We start from the raw sequence: 14,941 nt of genomic DNA on the forward strand, positions 1-14,941 counted from the left end.
AGCAAAATATCTTTCGAAACATTATAATTTGCATGATTAAAAAAACAACCAAATCTTATTATAACATCTCCCTTCAGGCAGAAATGCTTAATTGCCGCTCAAAACACTATTTAACGGTAGAATATATTTTTTTAACTTTAAACGCTTAATTTTACCGGATGAACATCTTATCATACCTTTTAGAACTCTTGCAACAACGTAAGGAAGTTGGTATTTCTGGCTTAGGGACTTTCTATAAAAAGAAATCGCCTGGCCGTTATGATAAGGAAAAACAATCATTTCTGCCACCGAGTTATACCCTAAACTTCTCTTCGGATGTAAAGCTTGATCAATCACTGGCAGATTATATTTCAGCTCAAAGAAACATTTCTGTAGAAAGTGCCGATTACTACATTTCACAATTTGTTGGTGAAGTAAAACAAAAACTCGAAGAAGAGCATGAGGCTGATTTGGAAAATATTGGTAGGTTATTCTTTACTGAACATGAGGGCTTAAGTTTCGAAGCAGCTAAAAACATCAATTATGGTTCTGAATTTTATGGTCTTCCTCCTTTAGCTGAAGCATCGGCAGAAGAAAGCGAACCAGCGCCAAAAGATGAAGATGATGAAATTTATGATGAGATTGCCGAAGCTCCTTTATCACCGACTGAACCAAAGGCAACAGCACACATCCATCCCATTATTGAAAACATTGAGCTGGATGAAGTTAACGATGATTTAAAAAACACTTTAAAACATACAGAAAAGCAGGCTGAAGAACATGATGTTCCTGAGTTCATAAAAGAACAGCATGCAACGCATCCTAACCGTTTTGGCCACACGCCAGAAGATGAAGAAGCTGTAAGGGCTTTGCACAAGGATAACGTTCCGGTTCCGGAAGCAGTAGTTGAGCAACATGAGGAAAATCCGGAAAGATTCGGACATACTCCTGAATCAGAAGTGCCTAAAACCTATATCAACCTGGAAGAAGAAACACCAAAGGAAGAAACTGTTATAGAAGCACCAAGCTTTATTAAGGAGCAACATGCAGAACATCCTAACCGTTTCGGTCATGACCCAATAATTAACCAAACTGATCAGGAGGAAGAGAAATCGGTTTGGCCGAAAATTCTTATTGCAATTTTTGCGCTGCTGCTGATTGGTGTAATCATTTATTTTATTAAGCCTGATTTGTTCAATCGCCAAACGGCAACTACCACACCGGTTCTGGTTCCTGTGGTTGATTCACCTAAAAATGGAGTTGATACCACAAAAATAAAACAGGATTCTATAGCCAAAACTGATAGCATATTGAAGGCAAATCAGGTAGGTGTAATGAAAAAGGATACTGCAAAAGCCAAAACCAGCGTTAATACTAAGCAAACGCCTGTAGTTTCTCCAGAGAAAACGATGTTTCATGTTATTGCTGTATCTTATGAAACAGAAGCCGCCGCACAACGATACATTGCTAAAGTGAAAAAGATTGGTCTTAATGCAACTATTGCAAAAATGGAAGGCAAAAGAAAAAAAGTAAGTATTGCCAGCTTCCCTACTAAAGATGAAGCGACCAAACAAAAAGATATCCTTCAGAAAAAATTAAAAGGAGAAGGGTTTTACGTTAAAGAAATAAAAAACAACACACAACCATAATGATAACTTTATTAATTCAGGACACCACACAAGCACTTCAAGACACAGCAAATGCGGTTAACCAAGCATTAACTCAGCCAGAGCCGGAACTGCATTTCATCGATTTACTTTTTAAAGGCGGATGGGTAATGATTCCATTGGCATTCTTAGCCTTTTTAGCATTAATTATTTTTGTGGAGCGTTATTTGACCATCAAAAAGGCCACTAAAGATGAGTCTAACTTAATGGGGCAAATCAGATCGTATATTCAATCGGGAAATTTAGATGGGGCAATGTCTCAACTAAGAAACAATAATTCGCCATTGAGCCGCATGTTGCAAAAAGGTTTAAAACGCATTGGCCGCCCAATTAAAGAGATTGAGGGAGCCATAGAAAATGTTGGTAAACTGGAGGTTTCCAAATTAGAGAAAAACATTAGTATTTTAGGAATTGTTGCCGGTATTGCGCCAATGTTGGGTTTCGTAGGTACTATTGTTGGGGTAATTACCATCTTCCACCAGGTATCCATTAAAGGTGCCATTGAAATCGGAACCATTTCCGGTGGTTTATATACCAAAATGATTACTTCAGCTACAGGATTAATTATTGGTATTATTGCATATGTTCTTTACCATATCCTAAACATCATGGTAGAAAAAATCATCCTTAAAATGGAAACAGATGCAATTGATTTTATTGACTTATTAGAGGAACCAGGTAAATAATGAACTTACGCAAAAGAACAAAAGGGTCAGTAGAAGTACATACTTCAGCGTTGAACGATATTATGTTCTTCCTGATGCTGTTTTTTCTATTGGCATCGGCGGTAGTTAATCCTACTGTGGTTAAGCTTTTATTGCCCCAATCATCTAGCGGACAACAATCTACCGCCAAAAAAGCAGTCACCGTTACGATAGACGAAAATTTAAAATATTTCGTTGATAAAAAACCGGTGACCATCGAAGAATTACAGCCAACTTTAGAAGCTTATCAGAAATTAGCACCAGACATGACTATCCTCTTATATGTGTCACGTAATGTAACTTACCAGGATGGTTTTGTGGTAAATGATATCGCAAATAAGTTAAAACTGAAACTTGTTGTAGCTGTTGAGCCTAAGAAATAATGAACTACAAAGCACAAAATATAAATAACGAAGAAAACAATTACCCGAAGGCTATTGCCATCTCTACAGGGATAATGGGTTTTCTGTTGTTAATTAGCTTTTTTATTGTAATTGGTTCTTTCCAGCCACCTGAAGAAGTGGGTATGGGTGGCATGGTGGTTAACTATGGAACCTCAGCCGAAGGGATGGGAGATGATTATACCAGTATTGAAGAACCATCTGCTGATCCGAATGCAAATGGAAAAGCGCCTGATAAAGTAACGCCGGAAGAAAAGGTTACGCCTACTTCCACAAGTGAAAATAGTGATAAAGAAGTGCAAACGCAAAACACGGAAGAGGCTATTGCAGTAAATACAAAACCAACAAAGGCAACTACAACTGCACCTACTCCTGCAACCGAAGATAAACCTTCTAAACCGGTGATCAATCAAAATGCGCTCTACAAGGGTAAAAAGAATACTGGTCAGGGTCAGGGCGATGGAACAGGAAACAAACCTGGAAATCAAGGAGATAGAGATGGAGACCCATTGGCTTCTAACTATGGTGAAGGTGGTTCTGGAAACGGAAATGTCCAACTATCGCTGGCAAGCAGAAAATTTATCGACATCCCTCGTATTCAGGATGATGGTCAAAGCGCCGGTAAAATAGCAGTACAAATACGTGTAGATAAAAATGGAAAAGTAGTAGAAGCCCGTGCCGGAGCTAAAGGAACTACCCTATCTGATTTAGCACTTTGGAAAAAATGTGAGCAAGCGGTTTTAGGTGCGAGTTTAAATAAATTGGAATCAGCGCCTGATGTTCAAACAGGGATCGTGATTTTCCGCTTCAGGGTGAATTAAAAACATTTGGAGATATTATTAAAGCACAGGCTAACCACCTGTGCTTTTTTGTTTTCTAAATAATATCATTGATACAAGGTCTAACCTTTAAAATCTTCCCAAAGTTCATTTCGTAATCGCAAATTCAGCTTATATTTGGCTTATAATGATGAACTACCAGCAAACGCTTGATTATTTATACAGCAAACTGCCCATGTTTACCAGGGTTGGCGCTTCAGCTTTCAAAAAAGACTTAACCAATACGATCATATTTTGTGAAGCGTTAGATAATCCTCAACAAAAATTTAAAACCATCCATGTCGCAGGTACCAATGGAAAAGGTTCAACTTCACATATGCTTGCTGCTATTTTGCAAGCGCAAGGCTACAAAACAGGTCTATATACTTCGCCTCACTTAAAAGATTTTCGCGAACGCATCCGCATCAATGGAAAAATGATCAGTAAAAACGAGGTCATTTCTTTTGTTAAAAATCAAGAAAAACTAATTGATAAGGTTGAGCCTTCGTTTTTCGAAGTCACCGTTGCAATGGCATTTGATCACTTTGCCAAACATCAGGTTGATGTTGCCATTATTGAGGTTGGCTTAGGCGGCCGACTGGATTCTACAAATATCATTCATCCAGAACTTTCGGTAATTACCAATATCAGTATGGATCATACCAATATGTTGGGTAATACTCTGGAAGAAATTGCTGGCGAAAAAGCGGGGATTATTAAAAAAAATACGCCCGTAGTAATTGGTGAAACACAGGTAAAGTCTGCTTCCGTCTTTACTGCTAAAGCTAAAGAGATGAATGCCCCTATCTTATTTGCCGATGCGATCTTAACAGCACAAAACTTCAAAATCAGAAATGCAAAACTGTCTTTAGCAGTTTACCAGGATGATCAAATTAAATATGAAAATCTAATTTGCGATCTCACTGGCACGTACCAACACAAAAATATTTTAACAGTATTGCAATCAATAGCCGTATTAAATACAACAAAAACATTTCAGGTTTCTAACGATAGTATCTATGCTGGCCTGAAGCAAGTAAAAAAATTGACTGGCTTGCAGGGCCGCTGGCAAACATTAAGCAAGAACCCTTTAGTAATTTGTGATACAGGACACAATGAAGCGGGCATTGCAGAAGTAATTAAAAATATAGCACAAACTCCATTTGAAAAGCTACACATTGTTTTTGGGATGGTGAAAGATAAAGATATTTCAAAAGTACTTTCCATGATGCCCAAAAATGCGACCTATTATTTTTGCAAACCAGATTTAGAAAGAGCGTTAGATGCTAACGAGCTAAAAAATCAAGCGAAAGCATTTAAGCTATATGGAAAATCTTATCCATCAGTAGTTGATGCTAAAGAAAACGCGATGAAACTAGCCAAGGAAAACGATCTAATTTTTATTGGTGGCAGTACATTTGTTGTAGCAGAAGCGATATAAAATCTTTACATAATCTTCAAAATATCTTCATTTAAAAATTGTTACTTTAGTCCTTTAACTAAAAACAGAATGAAGAAAATATCTTATTTACTCTTTTCCCTATCTCTATTTTCCATCTCTATTGCAAACGCTCAAACTAAAAAAACCACTGCTCCGGTAAAAGCATTTCCCGCAGAAGTCGCTCGCCCGAAACTCGTGGTCGGCCTTGTTGTCGATCAGATGCGTTGGGATTACCTTTACCGCTTTTACAATCGCTATGGCAACGGTGGATTCAAAAGATTAATAAATGAAGGCTTTTCTGTAGAAAATACGCTGATTCCATATACGCCAACTTATACAGCTGTTGGCCATACTACCATTTACACGGGTTCAGTTCCTGCCGTTCATGGAATTATAGGCAATGACTGGTACGATTCAGAATCGAAAAAAAATGTTTACTGTACAGAAGATTCCACGGTGGTAACCGTTGGAAGCAGCCCGTCTTCAGAAGGTAATATGTCGCCAAAAAACATGCTGACTACAACTATCACTGATGAGTTAAGACTGGCGACAAACTTCAAAGGAAAAGTGATAGGGATTTCGTTGAAAGATAGAGGTTCCATTCTTCCTGCCGGCCATGCGGCAAATGCTGCTTATTGGTACCAGGGCAGCACTGGCAACTGGATTACAAGCACTTATTACATGAATGAGGTTCCGATGTGGATTGCTGATTATAATAAAATGAAGCTTGCAAATAAGTTTTATGCTAAAAATTGGGAAACATTGTATCCAATTAATACCTACACCAGCAGCACAGCTGATGAAAAAGCTTATGAGGGTAAAAACAGTACATTCCCTCATCTTTTGGCTCAAAATATTGATAAAAATTTTGATGCCATTAGAAGCACACCTTATGGTAATACCCTTACTTTAGATTTAGCTAAACTTGCAATTTTATCAGAAGATTTAGGACAGGATAACATCACTGATTTTCTTGCAGTGAGCTGTTCATCAACCGATTATGTGGGCCACGCTTATGGACCAAACTCAGTAGAGCTTGAAGATACATATTTACGTTTAGACAAAGATTTTGAAGATTTCTTCAATTATTTAGATAAGAAAGTAGGTAAAGGAAATTACACTATATTTCTAAGTGCAGATCACGCAGTTGCCCATGTTCCTGGTTTTATGAAAGAGAATAAGCTTCCGGCAGGTGTTGTGAGTGATAGAGACATTGTTTTTAAATTGAACGCTTTTCTAAATGAGAAATTCAAAGTGAACAATGTAGTGCTGAAATCGATGAATAATCAAATTCATTTTGATCATGATAAAACCGATAACGGAAGTGTAAGTTTCGATGTGATCAAAGCAGCTTCAATCGATTTTTTGAAAAGATTTGATGGATTTGCAAATGTAGTTGATATTTCCCGCGTCTCTCTAGCTACCTTGCCTGAAGTGCAGAAAAGAATGATTACTAACGGTTACAACGCCCGTAGAAGTGGCGATTTATATTACATTTTAAATCCGAACTGGTTTAATGGAAGCAGTACAGGTACAACTCATGGCAACTGGAATCCATACGATGCACATATTCCATTGGTGTTTATGGGCTGGGGAATTAAACCCGGTGCAACAAATAAAACACATTACATGACAGATATTGCGCCAACCCTTGCTGCATTACTGCATATTCAAATGCCAAATGGTACTGTTGGAGAACCCATCACTGAAATCACCAACAAATAAAATTAAGCCACCTCAAAAAGGTGGCTTTCTTGTTTATAAACAGTATCAATACCATTATAAAAGCCTCAAATTACAACTATTTGCTACATTTGTTGAACCAAATATATTCGGAACAAGCATTACAGAATTTCATTTTGTGATGTCATAAATCCTATAGTATGCAGCAAGTAGAAATATATAAGCCAAAAAATAAAATTCGTTTTGTCACTGCAGCGGCGCTGTTTGATGGGCATGACGCGACCATAAATATCATGCGTCGCATTCTGCAATCTTCAGGTGCAGAGGTTATTCACCTTGGCCATAACCGCTCCGTTGATGAGGTGGTAAATTGTGCTATACAAGAAGATGTGCAGGGAATTGCCATGACCTCTTATCAAGGTGGTCACATCGAATATTTCAAATATATGTTCGATCTTTTGCAGGAACGTGGTTCTGGACACATCAAAATTTTCGCAGGTGGCGGTGGTGTAATTCTTCCAACAGAAATTGAGGAGTTGGAAGCTTACGGTATCTCCAAAATCTATTCTCCAGATGATGGCCGCAAAATGGGTTTGCAAGGCATGATTAACGATATGTTAATTAAAACAGATTTTGTGACTAAAACCGAAATCACCAATGAATTACAAACCATCCCCAATAAACAAGTAAAAGCAATCGCCGGAGCAATAACTGTGGCAGAAAATGATCCGGAAGGTGCCCAGACTTTTGTGAATGAGCTAAAAAAATTATCACAAAACAATCAGGCACCTATTTTAGGAATTACGGGAACTGGCGGCGCCGGAAAATCATCACTGGTTGACGAACTGGTGCGCAGATTTTTAATAGAAGTTAAAGATAAGACGCTTGCCATTATTTCCGTCGATCCCTCAAAGAGGAAAACGGGTGGAGCATTATTAGGCGACAGGATTAGAATGAACGCCATCAATAATCCACGGGTGTATATGCGTTCGCTCGCTACCCGTCAGGCTAATCTGGCCTTATCTAAAAATGTTCAGGAAAGTATCGATATCTGTAAAGCAGCAGGCTACGACTTAATTATTGTCGAAACGTCTGGAATTGGCCAGTCGGATACCGAAATCACAGAACATTGCGATGTTTCTCTATATGTAATGACTCCGGAGTTTGGTGCAGCTACACAGCTCGAAAAAATAGACATGCTCGATTTTGCAGACCTGGTAGCGATAAATAAATTTGATAAAAGAGGTGCTTTGGATGCCCTGCGTGATGTGAGGAAACAATATAAACGCAATCACAATATCTTCGACGCCAAAGATGATGACATTCCAGTTTATGGAACTATGGCATCTCAATTTAATGATCCTGGGATGAACAATTTATTTGTTGCCTTAATGGAACAAATAAAATTAAAAACTGGAACCGATTTCAAAGCCAAAATGGAATTGACCTCCGATCAATCAGAAAAGATTTATATTATTCCACCAGATCGAATCCGATATCTTGCAGAAATTGCTGAGTCTAGCCAAACCTATAATGAATGGGTTGATAAACAAACCTCAATAGCAAGAAAAATGTATCAGTTGAAAGGTGTGTTAGATTTGGCTGAAGAAAATCAATCATTAGGATTGGGCAATGGATTAAAAGATGCCTATTCGTTCTTCGAAGAGCAATTAGATGGAGAATGCAAACGCCTGCTTCGTCAATGGCCTGAAACCAAAAAAGCATATAAAGAAGAATTTTTCATTTATAGCGTACGCGATAAGGAAATCAAACAGCCACTTTTTTACGAATCACTCTCAAAATTGAATATTCCAAAAGTTTCATTGCCACGTTATGAAGACTGGGGAGATATTCTAAGATGGTTACTTACTGAAAACCTGCCTGGAGAATTTCCATATGCTGCAGGTGTTTTTCCGCTCAAGCGAGATGGTGAAGATCCAACCCGCATGTTTGCCGGAGAAGGTGGTCCGGAGCGAACTAATAAACGTTTCCACTACGTATCTTTAGGACAACCAGCACACAGGTTGTCTACAGCCTTTGACTCGGTAACACTTTATGGTGAAGATCCGCACATTCGCCCTGACATTTATGGAAAAATTGGAAATTCTGGTGTCAGCATTGCAACATTGGATGATGCGAAGAAACTATATTCAGGGTTTGATTTATGTGCACCTTCAACATCAGTTTCCATGACCATTAACGGGCCTGCTCCAATGCTTTTAGGGTTTTTCATGAATGCCGCAATTGATCAGCAATGTGAAAAATATATCATTGAGAGTGGTTTGGAGGATGAAGTAAATAGAAAGATCGAAACCATCTACAAAGCAAAAAACATAGAAAGACCTTCTTATGATGGAAATCTTCCGGAGGGCAATAATGGTTTGGGCTTAATGCTTTTAGGGGTTACGGGTGATGAAGTTTTACCAGCTGATATTTATGCTCAAATTAAAGCAAAAGCAATAAGCTCAGTTAGAGGAACGGTTCAGGCAGATATTTTGAAAGAAGATCAGGCACAAAATACCTGTATCTTTTCTACAGAATTTGCATTAAGGATGATGGGCGATATTCAAAAATATTTTATCGATGAAAAAGTCCGGAATTTCTATTCTGTGTCTATTTCAGGATATCACATTGCCGAGGCTGGTGCAAATCCGATTTCACAATTGGCCTTTACCCTAAGCAACGGATTTACCTTTGTAGAATACTATTTGAGTAGAGGCATGCATATTGATGATTTTGCACCTAACCTTTCCTTCTTTTTCTCTAATGGAATAGATCCTGAATATGCCGTAATTGGTCGGGTTGCACGAAGAATCTGGGCAAAAGCAATTAAAAATAAGTACAAAGGAAATGATCGTTCACAAAAATTAAAATATCATATTCAAACTTCGGGCAGATCGTTGCATGCTCAGGAAATTGATTTTAACGATATCCGCACCACGCTTCAGGCGCTATATGCAATTTACGACAATTGTAATTCACTTCATACCAATGCTTACGATGAAGCCATCACTACGCCTACCGAAGAATCGGTGAGAAGAGCAATGGCCATTCAACTAATTATTAACCGGGAATTAGGATTAGCCAAAAATGAAAATCCACTACAAGGTGCTTTCATTATTGAAGAATTAACTGACCTGGTTGAAAATGCAGTGCTGCAAGAATTCAAAAGGATTAACGACCGTGGTGGCGTACTTGGGGCAATGGAAACCATGTACCAACGCGGAAAAATTCAGGAAGAAAGTTTGTATTATGAAACATTAAAACATACCGGAGAATATCCAATTGTTGGTGTAAATACTTTTCTAAATAAAAATGGTTCTCCTACAATTGTTCCCGGAGAAGTGATTAGGGCAACCGAAGAAGAAAAACAATATCAAATTTCCGCTTTAAAAAAGTTTCAGGATAGAAACAATGATAAATCAGCTGATTTATTAAAACAACTACAAAAGTCGGCTATAGCAGGAGATAATATTTTCGAACAGTTAATGCAAGTTTGCAAAGCTTGCTCACTTGGTCAAATCAGCAATGCATTATATGAAGTTGGTGGCCAATACCGAAGAAACATGTAACTGAAATATTAATACATAAAAAAAGGTTCTTTCCGATTTGAAAAGAACCTTTTTTTTATAATAAATACAAGAAATTATCCTGCAATCCAGGTAAACTTATAATCCATTGTTGGATTTTTCATCCTTTCAGCAACACGCAATAAACGAGCAGGCAAAGCCATAATGTAGTCACGGGCTTTTTCACCAGTTTCGTTCAAATCACGCATTCCCTCAATCTTCCAATCTTCAATTAATGATTGCATGATCTCAACGTAATCAACAGCAGTGTAAACGCCTAAACGTTGTGCTGCATCTGTAAAATGTCCAAAAGTCTGACCGATCTTTAATCCTACTTCACGCAAGAAATGAGCCGGCATAACAATCTTTTGACGCATCATATCTTCAAATGCAATCATCGCTTCGTTAGGATCTACCTCAAAAATGCGATTCATGAAATCCTTGTACGCTTTAGCATGTCTGGCTTCATCAGATGCAATAGTACCACACATTCTCGATAATAAGGTATCGCCATCTTTTTTTGCAAGTGAAGCAACTCTTCTATGCGAAATATTTGTAGCTAACTCCTGAAATGAAGTGTAAATAAAATTTCTATAAGGATCGTGTCCGGTACCAATATCGAAACCATCAGCAATTAAATATTGTGTAGAAATCTCCATCTGGCGCATATCTACGCGACCAGATAAATATAAATATTTGTTTAATAAATCACCATGACGATTCTCTTCAGCAGTCCAATGACGGTTCCATTTCATCCAGCCACCATCTTCTTTCATACTTGGACCCTGAACCATAGCCAACCACGATTCATAAGTTGGAAGTGCCTCTTCTGTAATCGTATCGCCAATCAAAACTGCAACTAAATCATAGGAAAGATCTTTTGCATTTTCCCTTAAAATTCTAATATCTTGATAAAAGTTTTCACTTGTAGAATCAGGTAAAAAATCTGAAGGTTGCCAGTTGGTATCAATCGGTTTAAGATAGGTATCCATCATCTCCAGCATATATTTTTCAATATGCACCATTACTTCCCTTCTTTTATCTGCGAAAAAACTCATTATTTGTATTTATATATTGTTAGGCCAAAGATAACCAAATATTATCGCAAACCTCATGTTATTAACAGTTTTGCATAGAATCAGTTTCGAAAATGATCTAAAACATAATTCTTTCGAAATGATAAGTATTTGTAAAGCCCCAGCAGTGCTGAATATTTAGTTCCAGTCCTGCTGTCCCTCCAATCTTTTTGGGGAAATTACTAGTACGCGAATGTTTGTACTCCAAAAAGGATTTCCGTACCATCAGGTTTAGGTGGCAGCGTTTGTAATGAATCGAGATGGGGAAAGTTTATAAACAAGAAAGCCCTGCAACTTTGAGTTACAGGGCTTCTTTAAGATTTGGCACCGACCTACTCTCCCACGTGTTACCGCAGTACCATCGGCTCTGGTGGGCTTAACTTCTCTGTTCGGAATGGGAAGAGGTGGACACCACCGATATAGGCACCTAAATATTTTAAAGTTGTAAGTTATAAGTTCTAAGTTGTAAGCCTTTTGACTTTATACTTTTTACTTTAAACTTCAACATGACATATTATTGAAAGAAGTTAAGTTTTGAAGAACAAACAACAGTCTGTTTGCTTTGAAAGCTTCGGATGATTAGTACTACTCGACTGTGCTGTCGCCAGCTTTACATCTGTAGCCTATCAACGTAGTAGTCTTCTACGGTCCTATATGGAATTCTCATCTCGTGGCTAGTTTCGCACTTAGATGCTTTCAGCGCTTATCTATTCCCAGCGTAGCTACTCTGCAATGCCCCTGGCGGAACAACAGATTCACTAGAGGCTAGTCCAACCCGGTCCTCTCGTACTAAGGTCAGCCCCACTCAAAATTCCTACGCCCACAACAGATAGGGACCGAACTGTCTCGCGACGTTCTGAACCCAGCTCGCGTGCCACTTTAATCGGCGAACAGCCGAACCCTTGGGACCTTCTCCAGCCCCAGGATGTGACGAGCCGACATCGAGGTGCCAAACCTCCCCGTCGATATGAGCTCTTGGGGGAGATCAGCCTGTTATCCCCAGCGTACCTTTTATCCTTTGAGCGATGGCCCTTCCATGCAGAACCACCGGATCACTATATCCGTCTTTCGACCCTGATCGACCTGTATGTCTCACAGTCAAGCAAGCTTATGCTATTGCACTCCGCGTACGGTTACCAAGCGTACTGAGCTTACCTTTGAAAGCCTCCGTTACCTTTTTGGAGGCGACCACCCCAGTCAAACTACCCATCAAACAATGTCTCCCGCTTGGCGGGATTAGACACCGAACACAGAAAGGGTGGTATTTCAACGTTGGCTCCACGACGCCTAGCGACGCCGCTTCAAAGCCTCCCACCTATCCTACACATCCTGTGCCCAATGTCAATGTTAAATTGTAGTGAAGGTGCATGGGGTCTTTCCGTCCCGTTGCGGGTACCCGGCGTCTTCACCGGGACCACAATTTCACCGAGCTCATGGCTGAGACAGCGCCCAGATCGTTACACCATTCGTGCAGGTCGGAACTTACCCGACAAGGAATTTCGCTACCTTAGGACCGTTATAGTTACGGCCGCCGTTTACTGGGGCTTCGATTCAATGCTTCTCCTTGCGGATGACATCCCCTCTTAACCTTCCAGCACCGGGCAGGTGTCAGGCCTTATACTTCATCTTTCGATTTTGCAAAGCCATGTGTTTTTGTTAAACAGTCGCCTGGGCCTTTTCACTGCGGCTGACATTGCTGCCAGCGCCCCTTCTCCCGAAGTTACAGGGCCATTTTGCCGAGTTCCTTAGCCATGATTCACTCGAGCACCTTAGAATCCTCTTCCCGGATACCTGTGTCGGTTTGCGGTACGGGTTTTTATAACCTGAAGCTTAGCGGTTTTTCTTGGAAGTCTGATTACCTGCACTATCCACTCAGCCGAAGCCTCGCGGTACTATCAGCGTTCAGCTAGATCGGCGGATTTGCCTACCGTTCTAATACCTACAGCCTTTAACGATCTATTCCGTCAGATCGCGGCAGTGTCACTACTCCGTCCCCACATCGCAGTTATAAAAAGTACTGGAATATTAACCAGTTGTCCATCGAATTTCCCCTTCGGGTTCTCCTTAGGTCCCGACTAACCCTGATCCGATTAGCGTTGATCAGGAAACCTTATCCTTTCGGTGGGCGGGTTTCTCTCCCGCCTTATCGTTACTTATGCCTACATTTGCTTTTCTATAAGCTCCAGCACCCATTACCAGATACCTTCACTGCCGATAGAATGCTCCCCTACCGATATATTTCAATCCCATAGCTTCGGTGTACAATTTAATGCCCGTTTATTATCCATGCCCGATCGCTCGACTAGTGAGCTGTTACGCACTCTTTAAATGAATGGCTGCTTCCAAGCCAACATCCTAGCTGTCTGTGCAATCGGACCTCGTTAGTTCAACTTAACTGTAACTTGGGGACCTTAGCTGATGGTCTGGGTTCTTTCCCTCTCGGCGCATGACCTTAGCACCCTGCGCCTCACTGCAGATCATATTTCATAGCATTCGGAGTTTGTCTGGATTTGGTAGGATTTGACTCCCCCGCACCCAATCAGTAGCTCTACCTCTATGAAACTTAATATCCACGCTGTTCCTAAAAACATTTCGGGGAGTACGAGCTATTTCCCAGTTTGATTAGCCTTTCACCCCTACCCACAGATCATCCGGAAACTTTTCAACGTTTATCGGTTCGGTCCTCCAGTACGTGTTACCGCACCTTCAACCTGTCCATGGGTAGATCACAAGGTTTCGCGTCTACCCCCTCTGACTATACGCCCTATTCAGACTCGCTTTCGCTTCGGATCCGTGCCTTAAACACTTAACCTTGCCAGAGAGGAGTAACTCGTAGGCTCATTATGCAAAAGGCACGCCGTCACTGGACCTGCCAGCTCCGACCGCTTGTAAGTACACGGTTTCAGGTTCTATTTCACTCCCCTGTTCGGGGTTCTTTTCACCTTTCCCTCACGGTACTGGTTCACTATCGGTCTCTCAGGAGTATTTAGCCTTACCGGATGGTGCCGGCAGATTCCCACAAGGCGTCTCCGACCTCGCGGTACTCAGGATACTGCTAGACTAGCATTCTATACGTGTACAGGGCTATCACCTTGTATCGCCGGGCTTCCCATCCCGTTCCACTTCTGTTTGCTAATGCCACGTTGCAGTCCTACAACCCCACCTATGCCGTAACATGGATGGTTTGGGCTCTTTCCCTTTCGCTCGCCACTACTCAGGAAATCATTGTTATTTTCTCTTCCTCTGCTTACTTAGATGTTTCAGTTCGGCAGGTTTGCTCATTATATGTGACTGGTCTTCAACCAGCCGGGTTGCCCCATTCGGAAATCTTCGGATCAATTCCTATTTGCAAATACCCGAAGCTTATCGCAGCTTATCACGTCCTTCATCGCCTCTGAGAGCCAAGGCATCCCCCGTGTACTCTTTATTACTTTCTTCTACTCATATGCCTTTTGCGCCATATGGTATGCTTTTTTTGCTCTTGTTATGATGTCTCATACCAGTCATCTGATTACTCATCTGAATGGTGAGCACAAACACAACAGTCGCCTATTGTTGTTTGCTCTTCTTTTTTAACTTCTTCCAATATGTCAAAGAACTTTA

Annotated in this window: 8 protein-coding genes and 2 rRNA genes; 7 read left to right on the plus strand and 3 right to left on the minus strand. The window is 40.3% G+C overall.

Annotated features, from left to right (window positions below):
• Window positions 1–158 precede the first annotated feature (158 nt).
• The 7 genes from EA772_RS21885 (at window position 159) to EA772_RS21915 (ending at window position 10,265) form a co-directional block, all read left to right on the plus strand.
• A complete protein-coding gene (locus EA772_RS21885) occupies window positions 159–1,628 on the plus strand; it encodes an SPOR domain-containing protein (RefSeq protein WP_124914938.1) in 1,470 nt (489 codons plus the stop codon).
• Entirely contained in the window at window positions 1,628–2,332 is a 705-nt protein-coding gene (locus EA772_RS21890) for a MotA/TolQ/ExbB proton channel family protein (RefSeq protein ID WP_010602389.1), read from the plus strand. Before EA772_RS21885 ends, EA772_RS21890 begins: the two co-directional genes overlap by 1 nt.
• Window positions 2,332–2,733, plus strand: a complete 402-nt coding sequence (locus EA772_RS21895) for a biopolymer transporter ExbD (RefSeq protein WP_010602390.1) — start codon at window positions 2,332–2,334, stop codon at window positions 2,731–2,733. Before EA772_RS21890 ends, EA772_RS21895 begins: the two co-directional genes overlap by 1 nt.
• The gene (locus tag EA772_RS21900; RefSeq protein WP_124914939.1) at window positions 2,733–3,572 is read left to right on the plus strand and encodes an energy transducer TonB; all 840 of its coding nucleotides are present in this window, start codon (window positions 2,733–2,735) and stop codon (window positions 3,570–3,572) included. Before EA772_RS21895 ends, EA772_RS21900 begins: the two co-directional genes overlap by 1 nt.
• 148 nt (window positions 3,573–3,720) lie before the next feature.
• Window positions 3,721–5,010 carry a folylpolyglutamate synthase/dihydrofolate synthase family protein gene (locus EA772_RS21905; protein WP_124915114.1) on the plus strand — a complete coding sequence of 430 codons (1,290 nt, stop codon included), beginning with the start codon at window positions 3,721–3,723 and terminating at the stop codon, window positions 5,008–5,010.
• A 69-nt stretch (window positions 5,011–5,079) separates the two neighbouring features.
• Window positions 5,080–6,735, plus strand: a complete 1,656-nt coding sequence (gene pafA, locus EA772_RS21910; RefSeq protein ID WP_124914940.1) for an alkaline phosphatase PafA — start codon at window positions 5,080–5,082, stop codon at window positions 6,733–6,735.
• A 158-nt stretch (window positions 6,736–6,893) separates the two neighbouring features.
• On the plus strand, window positions 6,894–10,265 hold the full coding sequence (locus tag EA772_RS21915) for a methylmalonyl-CoA mutase family protein (protein ID WP_124914941.1): 3,372 nt from the start codon (window positions 6,894–6,896) through the stop codon (window positions 10,263–10,265).
• 74 nt (window positions 10,266–10,339) lie between these two features.
• Here the strand turns inward: EA772_RS21915 and EA772_RS21920 are convergent, their stop codons facing one another.
• The 3 genes from EA772_RS21920 to EA772_RS21930 all read right to left on the minus strand — a co-directional run bounded on the left by EA772_RS21920 (window position 10,340) and on the right by EA772_RS21930 (window position 14,775).
• A complete protein-coding gene (locus EA772_RS21920; RefSeq protein ID WP_116167399.1) occupies window positions 10,340–11,320 on the minus strand; it encodes an acyl-ACP desaturase in 981 nt (326 codons plus the stop codon).
• Window positions 11,321–11,657: 337 nt separating this feature from the next.
• Window positions 11,658–11,769, minus strand: a 5S ribosomal RNA gene (gene rrf / locus EA772_RS21925).
• Window positions 11,770–11,898: 129 nt separating this feature from the next.
• A 23S ribosomal RNA gene (locus EA772_RS21930) occupies window positions 11,899–14,775 on the minus strand.
• Between the last annotated feature and the right edge of the window lie 166 nt (window positions 14,776–14,941).

Source organism: Pedobacter sp. G11 (assembly GCF_003860265.1).
GTDB lineage: Bacteria > Bacteroidota > Bacteroidia > Sphingobacteriales > Sphingobacteriaceae > Pedobacter > Pedobacter agri.